Annotated in this window: 21 protein-coding genes; 9 read left to right on the top strand and 12 right to left on the bottom strand. The window is 72.1% G+C overall.

The window, feature by feature from the left end:
- Positions 1-25: 25 nt before the first annotated feature.
- Positions 26-532, bottom strand: a complete 507-nt coding sequence (locus RUR_RS27830; RefSeq protein ID WP_283138173.1) for a beta-class carbonic anhydrase — start codon at positions 530-532, stop codon at positions 26-28.
- A 130-nt stretch (positions 533-662) separates the two neighbouring features.
- Here RUR_RS27830 and RUR_RS27825 point away from each other — a divergent pair, with 130 nt between their 5' ends.
- On the top strand, positions 663-992 hold the full coding sequence (locus RUR_RS27825) for a hypothetical protein (protein ID WP_283138172.1): 330 nt from the start codon (positions 663-665) through the stop codon (positions 990-992).
- A 167-nt stretch (positions 993-1159) separates the two neighbouring features.
- Here RUR_RS27825 and RUR_RS27820 read toward each other — a convergent pair whose 3' ends face one another.
- Both RUR_RS27820 and RUR_RS27815 read right to left on the bottom strand, forming a co-directional pair.
- Complete coding sequence (locus RUR_RS27820; RefSeq protein ID WP_283138171.1) at positions 1160-1579, bottom strand: hypothetical protein; 420 nt, start codon at positions 1577-1579, stop codon at positions 1160-1162.
- 554 nt (positions 1580-2133) lie between these two features.
- Positions 2134-4638 (bottom strand): DNA gyrase/topoisomerase IV subunit A, encoded by a 2505-nt coding sequence (locus RUR_RS27815; protein ID WP_283138302.1) that lies wholly within the window; start codon positions 4636-4638, stop codon positions 2134-2136.
- Between the two features lie 217 nt (positions 4639-4855).
- Between RUR_RS27815 and RUR_RS27810 the strand changes: the two genes are divergently transcribed.
- The gene (locus tag RUR_RS27810) at positions 4856-6940 is read left to right on the top strand and encodes a RecQ family ATP-dependent DNA helicase (protein WP_283138170.1); all 2085 of its coding nucleotides are present in this window, start codon (positions 4856-4858) and stop codon (positions 6938-6940) included.
- On the opposite strand, the gene RUR_RS27805 is transcribed toward RUR_RS27810, so the two are convergent.
- Positions 6937-7200 carry a hypothetical protein gene (locus tag RUR_RS27805; protein ID WP_283138169.1) on the bottom strand — a complete coding sequence of 88 codons (264 nt, stop codon included), beginning with the start codon at positions 7198-7200 and terminating at the stop codon, positions 6937-6939. The genes RUR_RS27810 and RUR_RS27805 overlap by 4 nt on opposite strands.
- Before the next feature lie 191 nt (positions 7201-7391).
- On the opposite strand from RUR_RS27805, the gene RUR_RS27800 reads away from it, so the two are divergent.
- On the top strand, positions 7392-8825 hold the full coding sequence (locus RUR_RS27800; RefSeq protein WP_487250725.1) for a helix-turn-helix domain-containing protein: 1434 nt from the start codon (positions 7392-7394) through the stop codon (positions 8823-8825).
- Between the two features lie 18 nt (positions 8826-8843).
- Here the strand turns inward: RUR_RS27800 and RUR_RS27795 are convergent, their stop codons facing one another.
- Both RUR_RS27795 and RUR_RS27790 read right to left on the bottom strand, forming a co-directional pair.
- A complete protein-coding gene (locus RUR_RS27795) occupies positions 8844-9155 on the bottom strand; it encodes a hypothetical protein (RefSeq protein ID WP_283138167.1) in 312 nt (103 codons plus the stop codon).
- A gap of 217 nt (positions 9156-9372) precedes the next feature.
- Positions 9373-10266 carry a carbohydrate kinase family protein gene (locus RUR_RS27790; RefSeq protein ID WP_283138166.1) on the bottom strand — a complete coding sequence of 298 codons (894 nt, stop codon included), beginning with the start codon at positions 10264-10266 and terminating at the stop codon, positions 9373-9375.
- 195 nt (positions 10267-10461) lie between these two features.
- On the opposite strand from RUR_RS27790, the gene RUR_RS27785 reads away from it, so the two are divergent.
- From RUR_RS27785 to RUR_RS27770, 4 genes are all read left to right on the top strand, one after another.
- Positions 10462-13125, top strand: coding sequence for a bifunctional acetate--CoA ligase family protein/GNAT family N-acetyltransferase (locus RUR_RS27785; RefSeq protein WP_283138165.1), 2664 nt, complete (start codon positions 10462-10464; stop codon positions 13123-13125).
- 792 nt (positions 13126-13917) lie between these two features.
- On the top strand, positions 13918-14499 hold the full coding sequence (locus RUR_RS27780; protein WP_283138164.1) for a DUF5998 family protein: 582 nt from the start codon (positions 13918-13920) through the stop codon (positions 14497-14499).
- Positions 14496-15611: an alkaline phosphatase family protein gene (locus tag RUR_RS27775; protein ID WP_283138163.1), complete on the top strand. Its 1116-nt coding sequence runs from the start codon at positions 14496-14498 to the stop codon at positions 15609-15611. The genes RUR_RS27780 and RUR_RS27775 overlap by 4 nt, the downstream gene beginning before the upstream one ends.
- Entirely contained in the window at positions 15608-16417 is an 810-nt protein-coding gene (locus RUR_RS27770) for a sulfurtransferase (RefSeq protein WP_283138162.1), read from the top strand. The genes RUR_RS27775 and RUR_RS27770 overlap by 4 nt, the downstream gene beginning before the upstream one ends.
- Here RUR_RS27770 and RUR_RS27765 read toward each other — a convergent pair.
- Positions 16357-19023 carry a CHAT domain-containing protein gene (locus RUR_RS27765; protein ID WP_283138161.1) on the bottom strand — a complete coding sequence of 889 codons (2667 nt, stop codon included), beginning with the start codon at positions 19021-19023 and terminating at the stop codon, positions 16357-16359. The genes RUR_RS27770 and RUR_RS27765 overlap by 61 nt on opposite strands.
- Positions 19024-19070: 47 nt before the next feature.
- Between RUR_RS27765 and RUR_RS27760 the strand changes: the two genes are divergently transcribed.
- Complete coding sequence (locus RUR_RS27760) at positions 19071-19307, top strand: hypothetical protein (protein ID WP_283138160.1); 237 nt, start codon at positions 19071-19073, stop codon at positions 19305-19307.
- A 191-nt stretch (positions 19308-19498) separates the two neighbouring features.
- On the opposite strand, the gene RUR_RS27755 is transcribed toward RUR_RS27760, so the two are convergent.
- On the bottom strand, positions 19499-20044 hold the full coding sequence (locus RUR_RS27755) for an RNA polymerase sigma factor (protein WP_283138159.1): 546 nt from the start codon (positions 20042-20044) through the stop codon (positions 19499-19501).
- Positions 20045-20083: 39 nt separating this feature from the next.
- Complete coding sequence (locus RUR_RS27750; RefSeq protein ID WP_283138158.1) at positions 20084-21172, bottom strand: S8 family peptidase; 1089 nt, start codon at positions 21170-21172, stop codon at positions 20084-20086.
- Positions 21173-21429: 257 nt separating this feature from the next.
- Here RUR_RS27750 and RUR_RS27745 point away from each other — a divergent pair, with 257 nt between their 5' ends.
- Positions 21430-21924, top strand: a complete 495-nt coding sequence (locus RUR_RS27745; RefSeq protein ID WP_283138157.1) for a DUF3145 domain-containing protein — start codon at positions 21430-21432, stop codon at positions 21922-21924.
- A 46-nt stretch (positions 21925-21970) separates the two neighbouring features.
- Here the strand turns inward: RUR_RS27745 and RUR_RS27740 are convergent, their stop codons facing one another.
- From RUR_RS27740 to RUR_RS27730, 3 genes are all read right to left on the bottom strand, one after another.
- Positions 21971-22339 carry a DUF742 domain-containing protein gene (locus tag RUR_RS27740; protein WP_283138156.1) on the bottom strand — a complete coding sequence of 123 codons (369 nt, stop codon included), beginning with the start codon at positions 22337-22339 and terminating at the stop codon, positions 21971-21973.
- Between the two features lie 46 nt (positions 22340-22385).
- Entirely contained in the window at positions 22386-24623 is a 2238-nt protein-coding gene (locus RUR_RS27735; protein ID WP_283138155.1) for a sensor histidine kinase, read from the bottom strand.
- A gap of 66 nt (positions 24624-24689) precedes the next feature.
- A complete protein-coding gene (locus RUR_RS27730) occupies positions 24690-25961 on the bottom strand; it encodes an amidohydrolase family protein (RefSeq protein ID WP_283138154.1) in 1272 nt (423 codons plus the stop codon).
- Positions 25962-25965: the final 4 nt, after the last annotated feature.

Here is a 25965-nt window from a genome sequence, read left to right as displayed (position 1 = left end):
GCGGACGCGCTCGAGGTGTTCCGGACTACACCTCGACGGGAATCAGCCCGCCGGTGTGCACGTTGTAGATCGCTCCACCGACGGCCAGATCGGGCGGCAGGTACGGGCTGGTGCGGATGCGGACCAGGTCGCGGCGGAGCGCCGCGTCCTGGTCGGGCACCGTGCGGAACTCCAGGCTCCGGGTGTCGATCCCGTGTTCCTTCGCGATCAGTTCGTGGACGTCGGAGTCGGTGGCGCTCGCCATCCGGCAGTCGGTGTGCGGCATGACGAGCACCCGGTCCACGCCGAGCAGGTAGACGGCGAGGACGAGGGTGCGCAGGACGTCGCCGGTGACTCTGGCGCCCGCGTTGCGCAGGATCTTCGCGTCACCCCGCTGGAGTCCCAGCAGGGCCAGGGGGTCGATCCTGGAGTCCATGCAGGTGATGACGGCCAGGCCGCGTCCGGCCCGGCCGGTCAGGCCGGAGTCGGTGAAGGTGCGGCGGTACTCGTTGTTGGCCGCGAGGAGATCGGAGAAAGCACCAGAATCGGTCATAGTCCTGATATTGCCTGATGCGTTCTCTCAACCGTCTCCCGGGTCCCGGGAATCATTCGCCAAAGATCCCGCGAGCATGTACCACGATGCGTGATGATACGGCTACGTAACGCAATCGTGGAGGACGGGCTTGAACAGGACCCAGTTGCTCGCCGAGTACATCCGGGGGCAGGCCAGGCGACGACTCGACCGGGTCGAGGTGCGGGACGGCGGAGCCAACGCGCGATGTGCGCTCGCCCTGTTCGACGTGGCCGCGCACGTGGCGACGCTTGCGGAGGACGATCCGGCGATCGAGGCGCTCGCCGTGGCCGGCTGCTTCGCCGGCGACGCCTTCGACCCCGGGGAGACGGGGGAGCGTTTCATCGGCCGCTGGCACCTGGAGGGCCCCGACGGCGACCCCTGGGACCTGCTTTCGTCCCTCCCCCGCCTGGTGAGCCACCCACCCCGCGTCCCCGCCTGACGGCCGTACGGCATTTCTCCGGGCCCGGGACTCGGTACCCGGGAGGCCTCCCATGGTGGTATCAAGGGCGCTGTACGGGCTGGGCTGTGAGCCGTACTGCGTCTACGAGAAGGCCATGGCCAACCCCTTCCGGAGATTGGAAGGTCATCTCTGGAAGGGGAACGAGGTCAGGCCGGTGCCATGGCGGCTTCCAGGATCGCCTGGATCTGCTCGGTCTGCCGACGGTCACGCCCCCTCGCGATCAGCCGCAGCGCCATGTCGATGGTCGCCTCCTCCAGGGAGACCTCCGGCACCTCGTCCCCGATGACGTCGCGGAGGAACATGACGATCTCGGCGAAGGAGTAGAGGACCACCTTTCCGCCGGAAGCGGCTACCGGGGCGGGAAACCCGCCCGGCCCCCGTTCGCCCGTGGCGAGCTGACGCAGGCTCGACTGGGTTCGGCTCCCGTTCAGCCGGAGGGCGGCCTCCCCCAGGGTGACGGCGTCCGGCGTCCCCAGCCCGATTACCCGCAGGCCGGTGATTCGGTGCACCACGTGAATGGTGGCGACGACGGCGGCGGTCAGGGTGTCGGCCTCCACATCGCACATGAGGTACGACGGTCGTCCGGACCCTCCGATCACCGGGCTGAAATCCAGGCCTGACTCGTAGAGCGCGTCGCTCTCATCGTCACTCGGAGCTTGATCAAGTATCGCTTTGAAACTCCAGGTCGGCATTTTCCCTCCAATGGCGGTGTCGCTTTCACCGCTGTGTGAGGTCGAGGGTTTCGTCAGGTTCATGAAGTGTGGTGGACCGCCCCACCCCCGTCACCGGGCTTTGCATGATCGATATGGTCGTGAACGAATTGATGGATGCGCTTGGCTTCGTTCATTGGGATACGCGGAGTACTTGCGACTCTGAGCTTTTCGCCACAGCCAGGGCATATGACATATCCCCAGCGATGTCCCCTGTGGTCTTCCGTTGGGATCAACCCAGCCCTACGCGCGGCTTTGAAGGCGGCGTTGATCTCGTTCTTCTGATGGCGTCGAGGGCTGATCACGTTTCGACGTTAGCAGTGTGTTGTAATGTTAACACACCAAATTCGTAAACTCGCATTACGCAGAGTTACCCCCGGTGGGGGCCGGGATCCGGCCCCCACCGAGGGTCAGACGGCCGAGTCCTCGGGGGCCGGGGGTGGGCTCTGGAGCGGCTCTCCGGCGCCGAGGGATCCGCTGACGGTGTGGATCGGCTGGGTCAGGGGGATGCCGGAGCCGTCGCGGCGGCCGAGCTCGTCGGGGAGGTCCACCGGGTCGCCGTCCACGGTCGTGGCCCGCGCGGGGGCCGGTCCGGCCCAGCAGAGCAGGAGCGTGTCCTCCCCCTTGAGGAACCGGTGGGAGCGGACGCCCCCGGTGGCGCGGCCCTTGGGCGGGAAGTCCGCGTAGTTCGCGACCTTGACACCGCCGGTCTGGGTGCCCGGCAGCGCCGAGGAGGAACCGGCGACGGTGACGACCACCGACTCGCGGGACGGGTCCACCACGCCGAACCAGAGCACCCGGGCCGCCTCGTCCAGCCGGATGCCGGCCATGCCGCCGGCGGGCCGCCCCTGGGGCCGTACGGCGCTCGCGGGGAACCGCAGCAGCTGCGCGTCGGAGGTCATGAAGACCAGGTCGTGGTGCTCGGCGGCGAGCTCCACCGCGCCGATCACCGTGTCCCCGTCCTTCAGCCCGATGACCTCGAAGTCGTCCCGGTTGCCGGGGTACTCGGGCACCACCCGCTTGACCACGCCCTGCGCGGTGCCGAGGACCAGCCCGGGGCCGTCCACCGCGAGTGACCCCAGCCCGACGACCGTCTCGTCCGGGCCGAGGGTGACGTACTCGTCGACGGAGTGCCCTCCGGCGAGTGACGGCGGCGCGGCGCCCGGCGGGAGGGTCGGCAGGTCCACGATGGACACCCGGACCGCCCGGCCGTGCGAGGTGATCAGGGCGACCTCGCCCCGGGCCGTGGTCGACACCACCCCGATCAGCAGGTCGTGCGGGGATCGCGGTCCCTCGGCGGGCAGCGGGGCGGCGTCCGCGGTACGGGCGATCCGCCCGGTCGCGGAAAGCACCGCCAGGCAGGGGTCGTCCGCCACCATCAGGGGAACCCCGGCCGCCTGCGCGGCGCCCGCGGACTCCAGCAGGACGGTACGGCGCGGCGTGCCGTAGGCGGCCGCGACCTCGGCGAGCTCCTCGGAGACCACGCGGCGCAGCCGCTCGTCGGAGGAGAGGATCGCGGTGAGCTCGGCGATCTCCGCCTTGAGTTTCTCCGCCTCCCGCTCCAGCTCCAGCTTGTCGAACCGGGTCAGCCGGCGCAGCGGGGTGTCCAGGATGTAGACGGCCTGGATCTCGGAGAGCCCGAAGGTCTCCATGAGCCGGGTGCGGGCCTGGGCCGAGTCGTCGGAGTCGCGGATGACGGCGATGACCCGGTCGATGTCGAGGAGGGCCACGATGAGCCCGGCGACGAGGTGGAGCCGGTCCTCCCGCTTGCGGCGGCGGTGCTCCGAGCGGCGCCGGACGACGCTCAGCCGGTGGTCGACGTAGACCTGGAGGAGCTCCTTGAGGCCGAGGGTGCGCGGCTGGCCGTCGACCAGGGCGACGTTGTTGATGCCGAAGGTCTCCTCCATCGGGGTCAGCCGGTAGAGGTCCTCCAGGACGGCCTCGGGGTTGAAGCCGTTCTTGATCTCGACGACGAGGCGGAGGCCCTTGTGCCGGTCGGTGAGATCCTTCAGGTCGGAGATGCCGGAGAGCTTCTTGGACTGGACGAGCTCCTTGATCTTGGCGATCACGCGCTCCGGCCCGACGTTGTACGGGAGCTCGGTGACGACCAGGCCCTTGCGGCGCGGCGTGACGGCGTCCACGCTCACCTTGGCCCGCATCTTGAAGGTGCCGCGCCCGGTCTCGTACGCGTCGCGGACGCCGTTCAGGCCGATGATCGTGCCGCCGGTGGGCAGGTCGGGGCCGGGCACGTGGCGCATCAGCTCGTCGAGCGGGGTGTGCGGCTTCTTGATCAGGAGGCGGGCCGCGGCGACGATCTCGCCGAGGTTGTGCGGCGCCATGTTCGTGGCCATGCCGACGGCGATGCCGGTGGCGCCGTTGACGAGCAGGTTGGGGAAGGCGGACGGGAGAACCGTCGGCTCGGTCTCCTGCCCGTCGTAGTTGGGCTTGAAGTCGACGGTGTCCTCGTCGATGGACTGGACCATCAGCATCGCCGGCGGGGCGAGCCGCGCCTCGGTGTAGCGCATGGCGGCCGGGTCGTCGTCGAGCGACCCGAAGTTGCCGTGGCCGTCCACGAGGGGCAGGCGGATGGAGAACGGCTGGGCCAGCCGGACCAGCGCGTCGTAGATGGGGGCGTCGCCGTGCGGGTGCAGCTTGCCCATGACCTCGCCGACGACCCGGGAGGACTTCACGTGGCCCCGTTCCGGGCGCAGCCCCATCTCGCTCATCGAGTGGAGGATGCGGCGCTGTACCGGCTTCATGCCGTCGCGCGCGTCGGGGAGCGCGCGCTGGTAGATCACCGAGTAGGCGTATTCGAGAAAGCTGGTGCGCATCTCCGAGGCGACGTCGATGTCGACGATCCGCTCTACGAAGTCCTCTGGCGGGGGGCTGGTTGTCCGTCGGGCCATGTCGAACATTATGGCGAACTCGATACGGTCCCGGGTACGGGACCGGGCACGCGGCGCCTGTTCGACCGCGATCCACGCCCAGGTGAGCGGCCGATTGACCGGCTTGTGGACTATGTCGTCCACGGGTTCCCGGTTCGGTACGGGGCCGGCCCGGCGCGAGCCGTACCGGTGCGGGGAATCCCCGCGCCTCTCGTCGATCCCGCCCGCAACCTGGTAGCAAGTACCCATGGCCGATGATGTGGAGATGCTCAGGGAAGAGGCGGAGGAGCGGCTGCGGGCGCTCGCGGGGGAGCACGCGCGGCTCCGCGAGGACCAGTGGAGCGCCATCGCGGCGCTCGTGCTGGATCGGCGCCGGGCCCTGGTCGTCCAGCGCACGGGCTGGGGGAAGTCGGCGGTCTACTTCGTCGCCACCGCTCTGCTGCGCGAGTGCGGGGAGGGGCCGACCGTGATCGTCTCCCCGCTGCTCGCCCTGATGCGCAACCAGATCGCCGCGGCCGCGCGGGCCGGCATTCAGGCGGCGACCGTGAACTCCGCCAATCCGGAGGAGTGGGACGAGGTCTACGCATCCGTCCAGGACGGGGAGGTCGACGTCCTGCTGGTCAGCCCGGAGCGGCTTAACAACCCCGACTTCCGCGACCAGGTCCTGCCCAAGCTGGCGGCGGGCGCCGGGTTGATCGTCGTCGACGAGGCGCACTGCATCTCCGACTGGGGGCACGACTTCCGGCCGGACTACCGGCGCCTCGGCACCCTGCTGGCGGAGCTCCCGCCCGGCGTTCCGGTGCTGGCGACGACCGCGACGGCCAACGCCCGCGTCACGCGCGACGTCGCGGAGCAGCTCGGTGAGGACACCCTGGTGCTCCGCGGGCCGCTGGAGCGGGAGAGCCTGCACCTGTCGGTGGTGCGGTTGCGCGCCCCCGAGGAGCGGCTGGCCTGGCTCGCCGAGGCGTTGCGGGAACTGCCCGGCTCGGGGATCGTCTACACGCTGACGGTGGCGGCGGCCGACGAGATCGCCGCCTACCTGCGGGACCAGGGTTTCCCGGTGGCCTCGTATTCGGGGAAGACCGATCCGGCCGAGCGGCTCGCCGCGGAGCGGGACCTGCTCGGCAACCGGGTCAAGGCGCTTGTGGCCACGTCCGCGCTGGGGATGGGGTTCGACAAACCGGACCTGGGCTTTGTGATCCATGTGGGGGCGCCCCAGTCGCCGGTGGCCTACTACCAGCAGGTCGGCCGGGCCGGTCGCGGTGTCGGCCGGGCCGAGGTGATCCTGCTACCGGGCGCCGAGGATCGCGATATCTGGGCGTATTTCGCCTCGCTCGCCTTCCCGCCGGAGGCCCTGGTCCGCGCCACGCTGACCGCCCTCGCCGACGGCCCGCTCTCCACCGCGGCCCTGGAGAACCACGTGGACCTGAGCCGCGGCCGGCTGGAGACGATGCTGAAGGTCCTGGACGTCGACGGCGCGGTACGGCGGGTGCGCGGCGGATGGGAGTCGACCGGGCGGCCGTGGGCCTACGACGCGGACCGGTACGCCCGCGTGGCCGCGGAACGGGACGCCGAGCAGCGGGCCATGCTGGACTACATCGGCACCTCCGGATGCCGGATGGAGTTCCTCCGGCGGCACCTGGACGACGCCGGCGCCGAGCGGTGCGGGCGCTGCGACAACTGCACGGGACGGCGCCCCGGCGTATCGGCTTCCCCGGACGGGGTCCAGGCGGCGCGGGAGCGGCTGCGCCGGCCGGGTGTGGAGGTCGAGCCCCGCCGTCAGTGGCCGAGCGGGCTCACCGAGCTCGGGCTCTCCGGCCGGATCACAGGGGTGGCGACGACGGGGCGGGCGCTCGGCAGGCTGACCGACCTCGGCCGGAACGACCTGCGCGAGCTGCTCCGGGAGGGCGGGCCGGACGGCCCCGTACCGGATGGGATGTTCGACGCCGTGGTCAAGGTCCTGGCGGCCTGGGACTGGGCCGAGCGGCCGGTCGCCGTCGCGAGCCTGCCGTCGGCGAGCCGTCCGATCCTGGTCGGCGGTCTCGCCGAGCGCCTGGCCCGGATCGGGCGGCTGCGGCACCTGGGATCGCTGCGGTACGGCGCCGCGGCCGCTCCGGGTGGCCGGCACAACAGCGCCCAGCGGGTCCGGGGTCTGGCCGGGGCGCTCGAACTCCCCGGCGAGCTGGCCGGGGCCGTGGCCACGCTGGGCGGGCCGGTGCTGCTCGTGGACGACCGCGTCGACTCCGGCTGGACGATGACGATGGCGGCGAAGCTGCTCCGGGACGCGGGTGCGCCCGCCGTGCTCCCGTTCGCCCTCGCCGTCACCGCCTAGGCGCGCGGGCCGCCGGCGGGCGGGTAGCGCCATTCGATCTCGGCCGCCTTGTCGATGAGCTCGTGCGGGGAGTCCGCCTTGATCACCTTGTCGTAGGCCTCCAGCCACTTGGGCAGCCCCCACAGCCCGTCGCCGTCGACCCGCCAGACCACCCATCGGTCCAGGCAGCGGGCGAGCGCCCGGACCACGTCGTCGGCAAAGCCGTCTCCGGTGAGTTCGAGGGCGGAACACAGATCTTTCGCCGCTTGCTCCGAGGGCATGGCTCAGCTCTCCGTAGAGGACGCATCATCGGTCGTGAGGGGCAGGCAGACAACAGTGAACCTCGCCGGAGCCCCCAGGCAATGCGCCCGCCAGGCGCAGGGTCGGCGCAAGTGCGTCAACTGCACCCGTGCCGAGCAGCACACCGCGTAACCTAACCGTCACCGAGCGGTACGCACCAGGAGGTTCCGCAATGAGCGATTTGCACTGGATTGAGGTCCAATCGATCGCCGACCGGCAGGGCGTCTCCCTTCTTCGTGGATGGCGCCTCCGGCACGAGTGGACACTCATCCAGGTCGTGGATCGGCTCAAGGAGATCCTCGGCCCCTCCGCCGACGGACTGTCCCATCAGCAGGTGTCCAAGTGGGAACGGGGAGTTCCCCCCACTCCGCGGTACCTGCGCGCTCTCTGCGAGCTGTACCAGACGAGGCCTGATCGTCTGGGATTCGGACACGATTTCACCGTGGGCGAGGTGGCTGATCCAGGGGGAACACAGCCAGGGAGAAAACAGCGAAGTGATCCACAGCTCAAACCAGGGGGGCGCGGTGCGCCCCACGACTCAGGCGAGGAGCCTCCCAGCCCGCGGATTCCGGGAGAGGAGGACGACATGAGGCGCCGCAACCTGTTGAGGTCCGTCTTCGTGAGCGGCCTCACCGCCCCCATCGTCTCAGCGATGGAGCAGGTCAGGCAGAGCATGGAGCGCACCCTCAGCTCGGCCACGGTCAGCGCGGCGAGCCTCGACCAATGGGAGCAGACCGTCACCGGTTACGGCCTCGCGTACATGACCAGCCCACCGCTCGGACAGCTCCAGGACATGGTGCTGGACTTCGCCGAGATTCAGCGGCTCACCGCCCTCCGCCAGACGACCGACATTCAGCGGCGGCTCTGCCACATCAGCGCGCAACTCGGCGTCGTCATCGCCATGACCATGGTGGATCTGGGCGACTACCAGCAGGCCCGGGGCTGGTTTCGCACCTCCAGGGTCGCCGCGGAGGAGACCGAGGACCGGATCCTGCGCGCCTGGGTGACCGCCAGGGAGTCCGCCATCTACCTGTACTACGCCCAGCCCGTACAGCGCGCGGTCGACCTCGCCAGGCAGGCGCAGCTCATGGCCGCGAAGCCCGACAGCGCGGTCGCGGTGGTGGCGGCGGCGCTGGAGGCCCGCGGCTGGGCCCGTCTGGGCGCCGCGGCCCAGGCACACCAGGCGTTGCGGCGGGCGGAGGAGTTCTTCGAACGCCTTCCGGTCGCGGCCACCGTGAACACGCCGTTCGGCTGCGGGCGGCAGCGCTTCGCGTTCTACCTGGAGAACACGCTCGCCCACCTCGGGGACCGCAGGGCACCCAGCATGCAGCAGGAGGCGCTGCGCCTCCTCGGCCTGGGGGAGATCCGGGACCGGCTCCTGGTCGAGCTCGACGTCGCCACCATGTGGATTCGCCGAGGCGACGTCACCGAGGGCGTCAGGCACGCGCTGCGCACCATCCTCAGCGCGCCGGCCGACTGGCGCACCGGCCTCATCAACTCCCGCGGCGAGGAGCTGTACGCGCTCATCCCGGAGCCGCGGCGATGCCTGCCCGCGGCCCGTGACCTGCACACCGTCCTCGCCCTGCCCTCCGGGGAATCCCTGTGACCCCCGCGACGCGCAGGATCAGTCCGTCAGGTTGAGCCGGTCCACCTGATCGGCGGAGAGTCCCACGGCGACCGCGGCGTGCCGCAGCATCCGATGCTCCGTCCGGCTGATGGGCGAGTTGGCGTCCCGCAGCGCGGCGATGAGTTTCCCGGTACGCATCAGCGTCTCATGGGTCGGGTGCGACGTCTCCACGACGTCGCACCACCGGTCGGCGGGCAGGCGGTCCCGGAATCGGCCGACGAGATCGGCGAGGGACCGGTCGACGTCGTCCGTGTTCAGCGCCTGTGCCGCCCATTGGGAGAGAACTTGGTCCAGCGACGGTTGGTTCACCCGTCCCTCCACGTCAACAGTCCGAGTCAATTCCTTTCACCATGGACCGGAAACGGGGTTGACGCCACTGTCCAAAATGCCAGTGGACGGTTTGGCGGACGGACGGCCACACTCCGTGACCGGTTTCACCCGCCGCGCGGCCGAACCGTCGCGGGCAGGCCCCGGCGTACCCGGAGCGACGCCGGTACGGGCGGAATCGCGCCGGGTCGGGCGGGACTCAGAGACGCGGCCGGGCGCCGAGGTGGGTGATGGCCCGGGAGGCGAGCGCGCACCCGGCCGCGAGGGCTTCCCCGGCGGGCTTCCCGTCCAGCCAGGGCGGGAGGAACCCGGCGGTGAAGGCGTCGCCGGCGCCGGTGCCGTCGATGATGCGGTCGACCGGGACGGCGGGCGTCCGGACCGGCTCGGAGCGCGAGTTCGTGTACCAGAGCGCGCCCTCCTTGCCGAGCTTGATCACAACCTGGGGGAACCAGGCGGTGAGCACCTTGGCCGCGGCCGCGGGGTCGTCCCGGCCGGTCATCACCTTGGCCTGGTCGGCGTTGGCGAAGAGCAGCTTGGCCCCGCCCGTCCACTCCAGGAACGGCTCGGCGCCCGCGCGCTCCAGCGGCGCGGACGACGCCGAGTCGATCGAGATCGACATCCCGGCGCGGCGGGCCAGGTCGAGGGCGGCCATTCCGGCCGTCCTGGACCCCTCGTTGACCAGGGTGTAGCCCGACAGGTGCAGGTGGGAACCCGCGGAGAACAGATCGCGGGGCAGATCCTCGGGCGACAGGGCCGCGTTGGCACCCGGGTCGGAGAGCATCGTGCGCTCCCCCTTGTGGGTCACCAGGACGACACAGGTGCCGGTGGGGCGCTCGGGGTCCATGACCAGCCGGGCGTCCACGCCGTACCCCATCAGCTCCATGTCGCGGTTCCGGCCGGTGATGTCGGCGCCCCGGCGGCCCACAAAGGCGACCGTGGCCCCCTCGACGGCCAGCCACGACGCGATGTTCGCACCGGACCCGCCACCGTGCATGGTGACGACGGCAGGCGTGTCACTCGCCCTGGCGAGGGCAAACCGTGCGCGTGCGAGCGCGTCGGTCATGAGATCGCCCACCACGACAACCCGCGTCATGATGTCACCACCTTGATGTTGCACAGAACCCGTATGGGGAAACAGGCGAAGCCGACGCCGAAAACCTAACAGTTTCCTCGCCTTCTCGGGACATGAAGCGGACAGCGGGACGGAGTCGATGCACAAGCGTTGCCGTACGCGCTCGACTCTTCCCACGATGTGAGATCGTCGGCGGTGCCCCGTAGTCTCAAAGGTGTGCAGGCTCACTACCCTGATCGCTGGGAGGCCGACGTCGTCCTCGCGGACGGGGGCACGGCCCACCTGCGTCCGATCACGCCCGAAGACGCCGACCGGATGCGGGCCTTCCATTCCCGGCTCTCCGACGAGTCGATCTACTTCAGGTTCTTCGGCCCGCACCCCCGGCTCTCCGATCGGGAGGTCGAGCGGTTCACCGTCGTCGACCACGTCGACCGGGTCGCGCTCATCGCCACGATCGGCGAGGAGATGACGGCGGTCGTCAGGTACGACCGGATCGGCCCGGGGGAGGCGGAGGTCGCCTTCCTGGTCGAGGACGCCCATCAGGGCCGCGGGCTCGCCTCGGTCCTGCTGGAGCACATCGGGGCCGCGGCCCGGGAGCGGGGACTGTCCCGGTTCGTCGCCGAGGTCCTTCCCGGGAACCGCCGCATGATCGGCGTCTTCCGCCAGGCCGGGTACACGGCGGAGAGCACGTTCGAGGACGGCGTCGTACGGCTCACGCTGGACCTCACGCCCACGCCGACCTCCCGCGAGGTCATGCGGGCCCGGGAACACCGGGCGGAGTCGCGCTCCATCCAGCGGCTGCTCACCCCCTCGTCCGTCGCCGTCGTCGGCGCGAGCCGCGAACCGGACAGCGTCGGCCAGACCGTCCTGCGCCACCTGCTCGCCGCCGACTTCACCGGCCCCGTCTACCCCGTGCACCGGGAGGCGCGGTCCGTCGCGGGGGTCCGCGCCCACCGGAGCGTCGAGGAGATCGACGGCGAGGTCGACCTCGCCGTCCTCGCCGTCCCGGCGGAGCACGTCCTGGAGGTCGTGGAACAGTGCGCCCGCAAGGGCGTGCACGGACTCGTGGTGGTTTCGTCGGGCTTCGGGGAGACCGGCGAGGAGGGGATGGCGCGCCAGCGCGAGCTGGTCAGGATCGCCCGGTCGAACGGGATGCGCGTCGTCGGCCCCAACTGCCTGGGCATCGCCAACACCGCCGCCGACGTACGGCTCAACGCCACCCTCGCCGGTCGGCTCCCGCCCCCCGGTCGGGTGGGGTTCTTCTCCCAGTCGGGGGCGCTCGGCACGGCACTCCTGCAGTGGGTCGCCGAGCGGGGGATGGGGATCTCGACGTTCGTCTCGGCGGGCAACCGGGTGGACGTCTCCGGCAACGACCTCCTCCAGTACTGGGAGGAGGATCCGGCCACCGAGGTGATCCTGCTGTACCTGGAGTCGCTGGGGAACCCCCGGAAGTTCGCCCGGCTCGCCCGCAGGATCTCCCGCCGCAAACCCATCGTCGCGGTGAAGAGCGGCGGCGCCACCCGGGGAGTCCCGGAGGGGCACGCCGCGCCCGCGCTGCGCCTCCCCGACGTAGTGCTCAGCTCGCTGTTCGAGCAGTCCGGCGTGATCCGGGTGGACGACCTCACCCAGCTCTTCGACGTCGCCCAGCTCCTCGCCCACCAGCCGCTGCCGCAGGGCTCCCGGATCGGTGTCGTGGGAAACTCCGACGCCTTGGCGCTGCTCGCCGTGGACGCGTGCGTCGACGCGGGGCTGGACCCGAGGGACCCGGTCGACCTCGGGGCCCGGGCGGGCGCCGCGGAGTTCGGCGAGGCGCTGACCGCGCTCCTGGACGACCCGGGCGTGGACGCCGTCGTCGTGGTGTACGTGCCGCCGCTCTCTCAAGGGGCCGAAGCCGTCGCGGCCGAACTGGCCAGGGTCGCCGGCGACGGCCGCAAACCCGTCGTCGCCACCTACCTCGGGCGGCGGGGCATGCCGCCCGAACTCCGCCGCACCGGTCGCGACGGGGCTCCCGGCCGTGGGGCGATCCCCTCCTACCCCTCCCCGGAGGAGGCGGTACGGGCACTGGCCCACGTGGCCCGCCACGCGGCGTGGCGCAGACGCCCGTCCGGGACGGTGCCGGACACGCCGGGCATCGACCCCGAGGGGGCCCGCGCCCTGGTGGACGCCGTCCTCCACGACCCCGCCGACGGCGGCGACCGTTCGGACGGGCACACCGCGCGCCCGGTCGACGCGTCGGCGCTGCTCGCCCGCTACGGCGTGACCGTGTGGCCCGCGGAACCGGTGGACTCCGCCGACGCGGCGGTCGCCGCCGCCGAGCGGCTGGGCTGGCCGGTGGCGCTCAAGGCGATCGCGCCGGAGGCCCAGCGCGCCGTCGGCGGGGTCCGGCTCGGCCTGGGCGGGGAGGAGAGCCTCCGTGAGGCGTACGCCGCGCTCAGCGGCCAGCTGGCCGGCGCGTCCGGACTCGCCGTGCAGCGGATGACCCCCCTCCCGGCGGTGCACACGGTGGTCGGGGCGGTGGAGGATCCCGCGTTCGGCGCCGTCGTCTCGTTCGGCCTCGGGGACGTCACCGCGGCGCTCCTCGGGGACCGGGCCTACCGTCTCGCGCCGCTCACCGAGGTGGACGCCGCGGACCTGGTGCGGTCCATCCGGGCCGCGCCCCTGCTGTTCGGCCGGCACGGCGCCGCACCCGTGCGGGTGAGCGCGCTGGAGGAGCTGCTCATCCGGGTGGGGCGTCTTACCGACGAGATCCCCGAGCTGTCCGTTCTGGAGCTCGACCCGGTCATGGCCGGGGACTGGGGGGTCGCGGTGCTCGGCGCCACCGCCGTCGTCCGCGAACCCACGACCCCGCTCCTGGACCGAGGCCCCCGCCGCCTCGGCTGAGGGCGTTCCAAGCGCGCGGCCGGCGGAGTTCGGGAAGAGCGGTGTCCTCGTCCTGGGGTGAGCCGTCGGGCGAGGCCAGGCCGGGCTTGGCTGGTCCAGGGCGGTCGATCGTCGTCGACTCGAATCCCACCACCGGGTGGGACACGGTCCGTTTGGAGCGTGCCCGTGGCCGACCCGTACGCATGAGCCGGGCAAGGCCACTGCCGGTAAGCCCCAGGTCTCCGCCCGGGTTCCGGTTGTGCGTGTGGCTGGGTCTTAGGCGCTGGTCGCGCTACGTCCGCACTTCGCACGCCGCGCAGTTTGCGGCGGGCGAATGCGCGCGGCGGTTGGTGCCGGACGTCCTTTGTCCGGCACCAACCGACCGCGGTCGATGTCAGAAGGTACAGGCTTGTAACAGTGCCTTCGCCTAAGGCGGTCCGCACGTCCGTGGTTGCGGTCCGCACCATCCCCACTGGGTGCACCAAATGCCTTGCATTGCGAAAAATGTCGCTATTTACTGTGAAACATATGAAGATCTTTATTGGACAAGGAATGCAGGTTGGTGAGCCTCCGATAGTCGTACAACAGAAATCCGGTCCTTTGGGGCCATCTCCTGACTCCGTACCCATGGTCCCGGATTCGGTCCGGGGACGGGCGGGGCGGGCCCGTACCGCCGGTCGTGCGCTCCGGCGGCCCGCCGGACGTCGGAGCGACCGTCTCTCGCCGTGGGATCCGTCGATTCCGGGGCGCCGGGCGGAGGAGATATGCCGTCCGCAGGTGAAACCGCACCCCGGGACAGGGCAGGATGGACCCATGAGGGAAACCCGAGTCTCGGTCACGGGACTCCGTGAGGCCATCGATCGAAGTGGTTACTATCCGGCGCTCGTCGCCGAGGCGGTCGAGTCGGCGCTGGGAGAAGAGTCCGTCATCGCTTTCGTGGTGCACCACGAGGCCACGTTCGATCCGAGGATGGAAGTCCTCCGGCATGTGACCGTCCTGGTGCTCTCCCCGTCCAGACTCCTCGTCTGCCATACCGACGAGCATCCGCCCGAGGAGGGGTCGCCGCACGCGCACGCCTCCACCACGACCGAGGCGGTCCGGCTCAGCAGCGTCCGATCGGTGGCGGTCACCCGGGTCGTTCCCGACCCCGGCTCCTACGTCCCCGGCGTCCCCCCGACCGAGGTGATGCTGACGATCGGCTGGGGTGCGATCTCCCACATCGACCTGGAGCCCGCGACCTGCAGCGAGGAGGCGTGCGAAGCCGATCACGGGTACACCGGGGCGATCACCGCGGACGACCTCTCCCTGCGGGTCAGCGAGGCGGCCGACGGGCCGGAGGCGGTGGCGCGCGTCCTCGCGTTCGCCAAGGCGCTCTCCGCGTCCACCGCTTCATGATCGGACCGTTCGTCCCCGACTACGGGCGCGCCGCGCTCACCGATTTCACTCCGGCGGTCCTCGCCGCGCTCGGTGTCTCCGCCCGGGAGACGGGGCTACGGCTGGATCCGGTCCGCCGGGTCTGCGTGCTCCTCGTGGACGGCATGGGCAGTGAGCTGCTGCGGGCGCACCCCGAGGCCGCGCCGTTTCTCAGCTCGCTCGCCGGCGGCACGCTCACCGCGGGCTTCCCGGCGACCACGGCCACCAGCCTGGGGTCGATCGGGACCGGCCTGACCCCGGGCGACCACGGGTTGCTCGGGTGCCGGGTGGACATCCCCGGGCAGGACCGGCTGCTCAGCTTCCTGCACTGGACCGACGAGGTCGATCCGGAGGAGTGGCAGCCGCAGCCGACCGTCTTCGAACGCGCGGTGGCGGACGGCGTCCAGGTGACCTACGTGGGCCCCGCCCGGTTCGAGGGGACCGGGCTCACCCGGGCCGTCTACCGCGGCGCGCGCTACTTCGGCGCCGACGACCCGCTCGACCGGGTGGCCGCGGCCCACCGCGCGCTCCGCGACGGTGAGCGCTCGTTCGTGTTCGTCTACTACGCCGATCTCGACCGGGACGGGCACGACCACGGGTGGGGTTCGCCGGAGTGGCTCCGGACCCTGACGTTCGTCGACGGGCTGGCCGCGCGGATCGCCGAGGGGCTGCCCCGCGACGCGGCGCTGTACATCACCGCCGACCACGGCATGGTCAACGTCACCGACCGGGTGGACTTCGACCTCGAACCCGACCTGCAGGCCGGGGTGGTCCGGATCGGCGGGGACACCCGCGCCCGGTACCTGTACACGGAGGAGGGGGCCGCCCGCGCCGTACACGAGACGTGGAGCGAGTTCCTCCGCGGCCGGGCCTGGGTGATGCACCGGGAGGAGGCGGTTGAGGCGGGCTGGTACGGCCGGCGGGTGCTGCCGGGACTCTTGACGCGTGTCGGCGACGTCATCGTGGTTCCGTACGGCGAGTGCGGCATCATTTCCTCGGTGGGTGAGGCGCGTGCGTCCCTTCAAGTCGGCATGCACGGCTCGCTGACCAAGGCCGAGCAGAACGTCCCGCTACTGGAGGTCTCCACCCGATGACCCCGCTGGTCGCCGCCGCCGAGGTGGACCCGTCCACGATGACCCTGCTCGACGTGCGCTGGCGCCTCGCCGGTCCGCCGGGGGCCGACTCCTATCGCGAGGGGCACCTGCCGGGGGCGCGCTTCTGTGATCTGGACGCCGACCTCGCCGCACCCGCAGGGGCGGGGGGACGGCATCCGCTGCCGGACGCCGCGGCCTTCCAGCGCGCGATGCGTGAGCTGGGGGTGTGCGGCGACCGGACGGTGGTGGTGTACGACGACGCGGACTCGTCGGCGGCGGCCCGGGCCTGGTGGACGTTGCGCTACTTCGGCCACCGAGACGTGCGGGTGCTCGACGGGGGGTATCGAGGCTGGGTGGAGGCCGGGCGTCCGGTGACCGCGGCCGAATCCCCCGAGGTCCGCGGGGATTTCACCGCCAGGCCCGGCGGGATGCCGATGCTCGACGCGGACGGGGCCGCGGCGGTCGCCGTCTCCGGGATCCTCCTCGACGCGCGGGCACCCCGGCGGTATCGCGGGGAGGAGGAGTCCGTCGATCGGGTGGCGGGCCACATCCCGGGCGCGGTGAACGCCCCGACCACGGAGAACGTGGGCCCGGACGGCCGGTTCCTCGGCCCGGAGCGGCTCCGGGAGAGGTTCGCCGCCCTCGGGGTCGACGCCGCGGAGGAGGTCGGCGCCTACTGCGGGTCCGGGGTGACCGCGGCGCACGAGGTGCTCGCGCTGCACCTGGCAGGGTTCGAGGCGGCGCTCTACGTCGGATCCTGGTCGAACTGGATCGAGGATCCGTCCCGGCCGGTCGCCACTCTCTGATCACCCGCGCCGAAGCAGACGAACCCGGCGACCTCCGTCGTGACGCTCGCCGTCGCCAGGGCCTCGGCGGCCGGGCGCCCGGTGGCGAGCAGCCCGTGGAACACCTCCATGAAGGCGTGGGTCCGCTCGTCGTCGACCGGGACCACCCCGGCGACGACGCAGGAGCCGCCCAGGTCGAGGAACGAGCCGACCAGGCCGAGCGGCGCCCCCTCGACCGGGCTGACGGCGAGCCCCGCGTCGCACGAGGAGAGGATCGTCAGGGCGGGTGCCCGCCGTAGCCGCAGCAGGTCGTAGGCGAAGAGCGGCCCGTCGCGCAGGGACAGGCCGGAGAAGAGGGGACTGTCCGCGCGGAACTCCCCGTGGGTGGCGAGGTGGGCGAGGGACGCGCCGTCGAGCGCGCGGAGCACCGGGGCGGAGGCGGCGCGGACGATCCGGGTGCCGGGGTGCAGGCGCCGTACCATCGCCGCCTCCCGGGACGCGAACCTCAGCCCGGGCCCGGCGACGGCGATCACCGGTCCGGCACCGGGTGGCCGGGTCGCGGCCGTCAGCCATCGCGCGGCGGAGGGGGCGACGCAGATGTGTCGTCCGGCCAGGCGGGGGAGGACCGTCCAGGGCAGGGCGGCGAGCGGCCCCACGGGGACGACGACGAGCGCCCGGTCGCCGATGACCGTGGAGATCGGCCCGAACAGCAGCCGGTCCAGGGCGGCGGCCTCCGCGGCGACCCCCTGCTCGGCGGCGGCGACCGCGCGAGCGGAGGCGTCGCGCAGCACGAGCCGGCGCAGCCCGTACCGGAGTCGTGCGATCCGACCGGCGACCTCCGGGTAGTCGCACAGCGTGCGCAGGACGCATCGCCGTGCGGTGATCACCACGACGGAGAGCCGGCCCCCGTCGCGGACGAACTCCAGCAGCGCGGCCTCGCCCACGGCGGCCCGGAGCAGGGCCGGGTCCGGGGTGGCCGCGGCGGAACCGCCGACGGCGGTCAACCGGCGGTGCTCGCGCCGTACCGCCTCCTCCAGCCGCGCTCGTTCGGCGCGCAGCCGGGCGGTGTCCCCGCCGCCTCCCCGGGCGCGCAGCTCGGAGTCGGTACGGCGCAGCGCGGCGAGTCCGCGGCGGCCGGCGGGGCGGGTCGCCGGACCGGTCACGACCCCTCGTCGCAGCTCTTCCCACGCCAGGACCGTGACGGCGCGCCCGGTGCGGAGGGCGAGGGCCACCCCCAGGTCGGCCAGTTCCCGTCCCCGGTGCACGGCGTGCGCCCGCAGGTCGGGCGCGCCGAACCCCGACGTCCGCGCGGCGACGGCCCGCAGGCCCGCCCGGAGCGCGGCGAAGGCCCCTCGGCGGTTCCCGGCCGACAGCCGCTGCAACGCCTGCGCATGCCGGCGGGCCGTGATCGCGGTCAGGCCGTCGCCCCGGGCGGCGAGGACCGCGTCGAGCTCGATCCGGGCCGTCCGGTCTTCGCCGAGGAGCAGCGCGATCCGCGCCGCGGTCAGGTGGGTCTGCGCGGATTCGGTGGGCCATCCCGCTTCGGCCAGGTGGGCGGCGAGCCGCCGGGCGTCCGCCAGCAGAGTCCCGTCGGCGCCGTCGACGGCGAGCCGCGCGTGTACGGCCACGTCGTCGGCGAGCGGCGTCCAGCCGGTACGGCGCTGGGCCTCGAACTCCCGCCGCGCGGTTCCGGCGGTGGCCAGGGCCCTTCTCGGCTCCCCGGCGAGCAGTTCGGCCCGGGCGAGGAGGAGGCGGGCCTCGGCCAGCCCGGCGAGCGAGCCGGTGTCCTCCAGCACCGGCAAGGCCCGCCCCAGCGTGACCCGGGCTTCCCCGGGCAGGTGGGCGGCGAGAAGCGCCTCTGCGAGGTCGACCCACATCCCGGCGAGCCGCTCAGGGTAGGCCGACAGCAGCGGTTCGGCGGCCGCGGTGTGGGCGAACGCCGCGGGCAGGTCGTCCCGGCGGACCGAGATGAACGCGAGGTTGCTCCGGGCCAGGGCGGCGAGGTGGCGGTGGCCGCTGCCGTGGGCCAGTTCGGCGCAGGTGCGCAGGTCCCGCTCCGCCCGGTCGAGGTCGCCGAGGTAGGCGAGGGTGAGCCCTCGGTTGAGGAGGGTGCCGGTCCGGTACCGGGTGTCCCCGGTCAGCGCCGTGAGCGCGTCGTCGAAGAGGCGCACCGCCTCGCGGGGCCGTCCCAGCCTGGCGAGGATCACGCCCCGCTGTACGGAGAGCCTGGCGAGGTCCTCCCCGCTCAGGTGGGGCCGGGCGTCGTCGGCGAGGGACAGGGCGCCGGCGAGGTCGCCGCGTTCGCCTTCGACGGTGACGAGCGAGGACTTCGCCCGGGCGGCGTGGACGGTGAGCCCGGCCCCCTCGGCGACGGTGATCGCGGTGATCAGGTGGTCCCGGGCGCCGGTGAGGTCGCCGAGCTCCCTGGTCGCCAGACCGAGGGCGCGGTGGGCGGTGGACCGCTCCGCCGGGACGGCGCCCGGGTCGGCGAGGACGGCGAGGGCTTCGGCCCGGGCCCGGCCGGGGTCGGTGGAGGCCAGGTCGACCGCCTGGTCGGCCCTGTTCGCCGGGGTGTCCTCGGGGGTCGCGGGGCCTTTCCGAGCCCGGGCGGGCCGCAGCGCGCTCACGAGGGCAGGTGCAGCCAGCGTGTGGCGACGGGAGGCAGACCGGTCCGGTGACAGACCAGGCTGAGGCGGCCCGGGCGGATCCCGGCCGCGGCGAACTGGCCGGCTTCGGAGAGCGGGCGGCGGGTCCGGTTCTCCGCGGTGCGGATCTCCACCTCGGTCACCCGATCCCAGGGCAGCACCTGTCCGACGAGGTCGAGTCCGTCGGCAGTCTGCGCGACCTCGACGTCGACGGTGAGGTCGGGGGCGGCGAAGCGCAGGATCCGGGGGAGGCCGGGGCCGGGTGAGCAGCGTACCCCCGGCTCCCCGGAGGGGGGCGACGCGATGCGTTCGGCGAAGACGGCGCCGGGTATCCGGTAGGCGAAGGCGGCCCGGGCGGCCCGGGTGACGTGCGCCGGTACCGGATCGGCACCGGCGGCGACGCGCAGGGCACGCAGCAGGCTGTCTTCCTCGTCGGGTGTCAGGGTCGCCTCCGGGGTCAGGGGGTGCCCGGCGCGAGCCGGGCACGGAGCCGGGCCAGACAGCGGGAGCGGGTCGGCCCGATGCTGCCGAGCGGCACGCCGAGCTCGGCGGCGAGCCTGGCGTAGCTGGGTTCGGCGTGGGACAGGAGCATGCCGAGGAGGGTGCGGCAGGGTTCGTGCAGTGCCTCGATCGCCTGGGCCAGCCGATCCCGCCCGTCGGTCTCGATCACGGTGAACACCGGGTCATCCTCGGACTCGGCGGTCTCGGGTGGGCACGGCACCAGCCGCTCGGCCGCCCGGCGGCGCCGGAGCCGGGACGCCTCGTTGCGGGTGGTCGTGGTGAGCCAGCCGCCGATCCGGGCCGGATCGCGGATGGAGTCCAGGTTTTCCACCAGGCGGAGCCAGGCCGTCTGGACGGCGTCGGCCGCGTCGGCGGCGTTCAGGCCGCACGCGCGTGCGGTGAGCCAGAGGCGTCTTTCGAACCGGGCCACGATCGCGTTCCACGCCTCCTGATCGTCGGCGAGGGCGGCACCGACGAGGTGCTCGACTCCGTCCACGGTCATGGAATCCCGTCCTTCACGTAAAGTGACGCCCCGGTCACTCTAGCGTGGGGTGGGGACGAGCACCCCGAGATCGGGGATACGCCTGTCCCCGGCCAGGATCCGGTCACGGGCCTCGCCGATCGGCAGGCCGTGCCGTTCGCCGCAGGCGGCGATCGCGCCGGCCACCACGGCGGAGGCGAACGAGGATCCGCTCCAGGTGGCATAACCCCGATGGGAGCCGAAGGTGACGAAGGTGCTCGTCAGCCGGTCGCCTCGGGAGCAGGCGTCGACCCAGGGGCCGTGCCCGGCGTACGGGGCGCGGGCGTTCTCGGCGGCGTCGAGGGCCGCCACGCCGACGACCCCGGGGAGGGCCGCGGGCCAGAAGGGCCGCCGGTCGCCGCCGTTGCCGGCGCAGGCGACGACCACGCTGTCGGGGAAGGCGCCGAGGCTGTCCAGCACCAGCGGGGAAGGGCGGTCGTCGTAGGTGTACCCACCCAGGGAGAGATTGATCAGATCGATTCGCCGCCCGCGCAGATAGTCCAGTCCGCGGATGAGGCCGAGCTCGTCGCCCACCCCGTCGCTGCCGAGGATGCGGCAGGCCAGCAGCCGGGCGGAGGGGGCCTGGCGCAGGATGAGCCCGGCGATGAAGGTGCCGTGCCCGGCCTGGGAGTCGAGGATCTCGTCGCGGTCGGCGTCCAGGACCTCCACGGCGTCCCGGTCCTGCTCCAGGAACCAGTCCGCCCCGCTGTACCAGGGGTGGTCGGCGATCCCGGTGTCGGGCAGCGCGACGGTGATCCGCCTGGCGGACGCGGAGGGACGCGGCGCCGGGAGCGGGGCGGCGGGTTCGGGCCGGTCGGCGGGGCCGCCCCACCAGAGGGGCTGGCCGAACAGGACGTGGTTGGGGCGCCCGTACCCGAGGGTGTCGGCGAGCTCGCACACGTCCACCTTGGCCGCGGGCCGCAGGGTGAGGCGGCCGACGCCGGCGGTGCCGCCGCGCCGGGCGGTCCACCGGCCCAGGGCGCGCTCGGCCCGGTCGGCGTCGGCGCCGGGGACGAGCAGGTCGTCGCGGCGGATGAGGGCGGGCCGGCCCGGGGTGTGCTCGACGAGGCGGATGTCCGCATGCCGGTGGAGCAGTTGAGCGAGATCCATGGTCGTCCCCCCTGACCGCTGCTGGTAATCTCTTGGCTACTTTACGTGTCCATGCCGTAAACCGATGATCTCTTTAAGGGCTCGGTCGCGGGGGATTCGGATGTCGGGTGGCCTGATACGGACTGGTGTCTCTGGTGTTGATGCGGCACAATGGCCACCGTGGTCACTCCTGGGTGATCGCGTTTACGGGCATACCCCGAATTGACCGGGCACGAGGACGTTGGGGAAGGCGCACCTCGTTGTTTCCGGGAGGTCAGGTGTCTGCTTGTGGCGTGCTGTTTGTCCACTCGGCGCAGCCTGCGCTGTGCCCGCACATTGAATGGGCGGTCGCAGGCGTGCTCGGCGTGCCAGTCGATCTGTTGTGGACCCCTCAGTCCGCCGCGAGGGGAACCATGCGATCCGAGGTCATGTGGGAGGGGCGTCCGGGGACGGCCGCCGCGATAACCTCCGCCCTCGTCGGCTGGCAGCGGCTGCGTTTCGAGGTGACCGAGAACGCCTCCGCCGAGTTCGAGGGGATGCGCTACGCCTATACCCCCGACCTGGGCGTGTTCACCGCGATGACGTCGTCCAACGGGGACATCCTGGTCTCGGAGGACCGGCTGCGCTCGGCCATGACGTCGGCGGCGCAGGGTCGCTGCGTCCTGGAGGACGAGCTGGACCGGCTGCTCGGCCGGCCTTGGGACGAGGAGCTGGAGTCCTTCCGCTACGCGGGGGAAGGCGCTCCGGTGCGCTGGCTGCACGCGGCGGTCTGACCGCCCGGTCCGGCCGTGCACGCCACGGCCGGACTTCCCGCGTCGATCACAGGGCGCGGAGCCCGTTGATGACTTCGCGCAGAATACGCTCGCTGGGCAGCTGGGCGATGGGCGCCGGCGGCCGTACCGTGACCATGCCCTGATCGTGCAGGTCGCTCACCAGTACCCGGACCACGCCGAGCGGCAGGTCGAGCTCGGAGGCCACCTCGGCGAGCGAGGTGGCGCGCCGACAGATGCGCAGGATGTGCAGCTGTTCGGGGCTCGCCGCCCCCTGCGGAAGGACCCCTGTCGTGATGACGATCGCGATGAGGTCGATGATCTCCTTGGACGGGCGGGCCCGGCCGCGGGTCAGTGTGTACGGGCGGACCAGGGGGCCGGCGTCCTCGTCGACCCACATGCCCTCGTGCTCGCTCATCGCGCCCCCTGGTGGGCCGGATGTCGGGGTTCGGGGGAGGGTCGGCTCACGACTCCGTCCCCCGCTCTTCCTCCTCCAGGCGTCGACGTCCCCGGGCGAGGGAGGTCAGGACGGATCTGGCCTGCTCGGGAGTGGGGATGGGGTCGTCGGCTTCGACGGCCGGCGGCGGGGTGCCTCCTCCGTCGCGGAGCTGCGGCGCGAGGTGGGTCTGGCGGATGCGCCGGGGCAGGGCCGCGGAGTCGCCGGGATCGGGGTCCCCGGCCACACCGATGACGGGGAGCCCGCTCACCGGGGCGTCGGCGCGGGATGAGGCCCGCTCGCCGGAGAAGGGACTCGGCGCGGGGGCGGATTTGGGATGGGTGAACGTTCCCCCCGCGGTGGTCAACACGGGTGCGACATCCTCGGTCTCCTCCAAGATCGTCTGTGGGAGCAGCACGATGGCGGTCGTTCCGCCGTAGGGCGAGGGCTGAAGCATCACGCGGACGCCGTGACGTTCCGCGAGACGGCCGACGACGAAGAGCCCCATCTGGTCGCTGTCGGAGAGGTTGAACTCCTGGGGGGTGGCGAGCCGTTCGTTGATCTCGGCGAGTCTCTCCTTGGGGATGCCGAGCCCGCGGTCCTCGATCTCGATGACGAATCCGTTGCCGACGACTTCGCCGCTCACATGCGCGTGGGTGTCGGGCGGGGAGTAGATCGTCGCGTTCTCGACGAGCTCGGCGACGAGGTGGGTGATGTCGGCGACCGCGGGGCCCTTCAACCGGGTGGCCGGGAACGGGTGCACGGTGACCCGGGAGTAGTCCTCGACCTCGGAGATGGAGCCGCGCACCACGTCCAGGATGGGGACGGCCTTGCGCCAGGCCCGGCCCGGGGACGAACCCGACAGAATGATCAGGTTCTCCGCGTGGCGCCGCATTCGGGTGGTGAGGTGGTCGACGCGGAAGAGATCTTCCAGGGTCTCGGGCTCGTGGATGCGCCGCTGCATGGCGTCGAGCTGGGTGAGCTGGCGATGCAGGAGGGTCTGGCTGCGCCGGGCCAGGTTGAGGAAGACCTGGTTGACCCCCTTGCGGAGTTCGGCCTGGCCGACGGCGGCCTCGACGGCGGTCCGCTGGACGGTGGAGAACGCCTGGCCGACACCCTTGATCTCTTCGGTCTCGTTCATGCCGCCGAGGTCGAGGGGCGGCGCCTCGGCGGCGACCTCGACCCGCTGGCCGGTGCGGAGCTTCTCCACGACCCGCGGCAGCCGTACCTCGGCCAGGTCGAGCGCGGAGGTCCGGAGGTTGGCGAGGTCCGTCGACACCCGCCGCCCGAAGCGGACGGTCATCGCGATGGCGACGATGATCGCGATCAGGCCGATGCCGCCGGCGATGACGAGCCGGAGGATCACGCCGGAGGGGACCGATTGGGCTCGGGCGGCGATCAGGTTGGCGGAGTCGGCCGAGATCTGGTTGATCGTGGAGTCGAGCTGGTCGGTGACGCTCCCCCAGGAGGCGGCCGGGAGGGTGCGCGATGCGATGATCTTGTCTTCGAGTGCCGCGAGCCGGGTGTAGGGGTTGGACAGCAGGAGGCGCTCCCACGGGCCGCGGAGTTCGCCGTCGATCTGCTCCAGGCCCTCGTCGTAGAGGAAGCGCCGGTTGGCCACCATCGTGGTGAACGCGAGGTGCTCCGCCGGGGTGATCTGTCCCTGTCGGATGGCGCCCGAGATCAGGGCGTCCTCCCGGGCGAACTGCTCCCTGGCGTGGTCGAGGAGCTGAAGACCGCGCGCCTGCTGGTAGATCCCGATGTCGGGGACGAGGACGAGCTGGTCGGAGAGGCGGTAGATGGCGTCCAGGATCCGGTTGTAGCCGGTGATCGCGTCCAGCCGGCTGGATCTGCCGGCGTCGACTCCGTCGCGGATCTGCTGGAGCTTGCCGAGTTCCTCGTTGATTCTGGCGAGTCGGGGAACGATGACGGAATCCGTCAAAGTCTCGGCTTCAAGAGAATTGATCTGCTGTCTGAATGTGTTCAGTGATTGGTCGGTTTTACCGCGCTGCTCGGTGAGTTCTCCGTTTCCCGAGGTCCGGACGCTTAGATAGACCGAGCTCGTCAGCCGTTCCCGCTGGAGCTGGAGGGCCAGGTCGGTCGAGGGCGCCGCGTATGTGGTGTGCAGCGCGCTCGCCCGAAGGAGCTCGAAGACGTCCCCGATCAGGTAACCCGATACATAGCCCCATAGTGCGATGAGGGTAAGACTGGGGATGAGGAGTACCGAGTAGAGCCTGAAGCGAATAGTCCGACTTCGAGCAGCCATGCCACCTCGCCTTGAACTGCGTAGGGTGATTCGCAGGGAATTGCACCATTTAAGATCGCAGAGAGGTTAGCATCCAAAGGTTGACGGTGGGGTCGCCTCAGGAAACATCAGAGCTTTCGCCAAGGTGCGGCCGCCGACGATCGTCGCCACGCACCGCCCCTTGTTGATCACTCTGCGGTACACGTCCTCCGGGCCGGCGGGCACGTCGAAGACCGCGAAATCGGCCCGCGACCCGGGACCGAGGTATCCCGAACCCGCCAGGCCCGTCGCCTGCGCGCCGCCCCGCGTCGCGGCCGTGAGCAGCCGCCGGTCCAGGTCGGCCCCGCGGTATCCCTGGGCCACCGCGATCTCGCGCAGGAGCCGGACGTCCTCCAGCAGGTCCAACGAGGGTGCCGACGCCAGGGAGTCCGTGCCGACCGCGACGGGGCCCCGCTCGCGCAGCAGCGCGGCGACCGGGGCCGGCCCCTGCCCGAGAACGGCGTTGGACCGCGGGCAGAGCGCGATCGAGACCCTCCGGTCGCGCAGCAGCCGCCGCTCGCCCGCGTCCAGGTGGATCCCATGGGCGACATGGCAGTCCGCGCCGAGCATGCCCAGGCTGTCCAGGAACGCGGCCGGTCCGAGCCCGCTTCCCGCCTCCCGCAGGATCCGCAGGTCCAGCCCGAGCTCGGCGACCATCGTCGCCAGCGGCCCGGTGCCGAAGACCGTGTACTCCCGCTCGTGCGCCGACTCGGCGAGATGGGGGTGGAGCCGGACGCCCCGGGTACGGGCCAGCTCCGTCAGCTCCCGCAGCACCCCCGTGTCGAGGGTGTACGGCGCGTGCGGCGAGATTCCCGAGGCGGCCGTACGGTCGAGCAGGGCGGTGAAACGGTCCCGCCCGGCGCTCCGCCAGGTGGGGTCGGTCTCGCCCATCGCCTCCAGGTAGACGACGCCCCGCAGTCCCGTCTCGGCCAGGGCGCCCGCGGCGGCGGGGTCGGTCACCACGTCGGCCACCGCCGTGGTTCCGTACTCGAGCGCGGCGCGGGCGCCCTCGAGGGCGGCGGCAGCCCAGTCCGGGTCCGGCGCCGCCCGATAGGCGTCGTCGAAGGCGGTGGACCACTCCTCGAAGGAGTCGTAGGCGCGGCGCCCCACCTCGGCCATGGCGGTGTACTGGAGGTGGGTGTGCGCGTTGACCAGGCCGGGCAGGATCACCCCGGGCCACCGGACTTCGGATCCGGCGTCCCGCACCAGGTCGTCCCGGCGCCCGACGGCCAGGACGACGCCCTCGTGCACCGCGACCGCGCCCTCGGAAACAGGTGGCCGCGTGATCGGCACGAGTGCCGGCGCCGAGTGGACCACCACCTGA

The sequence above is a fragment of the Rhizohabitans arisaemae genome, assembly GCF_025996515.1.
Taxonomy (GTDB): domain Bacteria; phylum Actinomycetota; class Actinomycetes; order Streptosporangiales; family Streptosporangiaceae; genus Rhizohabitans; species Rhizohabitans arisaemae.
The sequence above is the reverse complement of the archived record's forward strand: the minus strand, read 5'-3'. Positions and strand labels throughout refer to the sequence as shown.

Excerpts from the sequence above, each read along its gene's own strand:
- RUR_RS27805 (WP_283138169.1), bottom strand. The coding sequence starts at position 7,200 with ATGCCCTCGGAGCAAGCGGCGAAAGATCTGTGTTCCGCCCTCGAACTC.
- RUR_RS27740 (WP_283138156.1), bottom strand. The coding sequence starts at position 22,339 with ATGAGCGAGCACGAGGGCATGTGGGTCGACGAGGACGCCGGCCCCCTG.
- RUR_RS27780 (WP_283138164.1), top strand. The coding sequence starts at position 13,918 with ATGAGGGAAACCCGAGTCTCGGTCACGGGACTCCGTGAGGCCATCGAT.
- RUR_RS27815 (WP_283138302.1), bottom strand. The coding sequence starts at position 4,638 with ATGTTCGACATGGCCCGACGGACAACCAGCCCCCCGCCAGAGGACTTC.
- RUR_RS27830 (WP_283138173.1), bottom strand. The coding sequence starts at position 532 with ATGACCGATTCTGGTGCTTTCTCCGATCTCCTCGCGGCCAACAACGAG.
- RUR_RS27790 (WP_283138166.1), bottom strand. The coding sequence starts at position 10,266 with ATGACGCGGGTTGTCGTGGTGGGCGATCTCATGACCGACGCGCTCGCA.
- RUR_RS27800 (WP_487250725.1), top strand. The coding sequence starts at position 7,392 with ATGAGCGATTTGCACTGGATTGAGGTCCAATCGATCGCCGACCGGCAG.
- RUR_RS27735 (WP_283138155.1), bottom strand. The coding sequence starts at position 24,623 with ATGGCTGCTCGAAGTCGGACTATTCGCTTCAGGCTCTACTCGGTACTC.
- RUR_RS27810 (WP_283138170.1), top strand. The coding sequence starts at position 4,856 with ATGGCCGATGATGTGGAGATGCTCAGGGAAGAGGCGGAGGAGCGGCTG.
- RUR_RS27770 (WP_283138162.1), top strand. The coding sequence starts at position 15,608 with ATGACCCCGCTGGTCGCCGCCGCCGAGGTGGACCCGTCCACGATGACC.
- RUR_RS27755 (WP_283138159.1), bottom strand. The coding sequence starts at position 20,044 with ATGACCGTGGACGGAGTCGAGCACCTCGTCGGTGCCGCCCTCGCCGAC.
- RUR_RS27750 (WP_283138158.1), bottom strand. The coding sequence starts at position 21,172 with ATGGATCTCGCTCAACTGCTCCACCGGCATGCGGACATCCGCCTCGTC.
- RUR_RS27820 (WP_283138171.1), bottom strand. The coding sequence starts at position 1,579 with ATGTGCGATGTGGAGGCCGACACCCTGACCGCCGCCGTCGTCGCCACC.
- RUR_RS27775 (WP_283138163.1), top strand. The coding sequence starts at position 14,496 with ATGATCGGACCGTTCGTCCCCGACTACGGGCGCGCCGCGCTCACCGAT.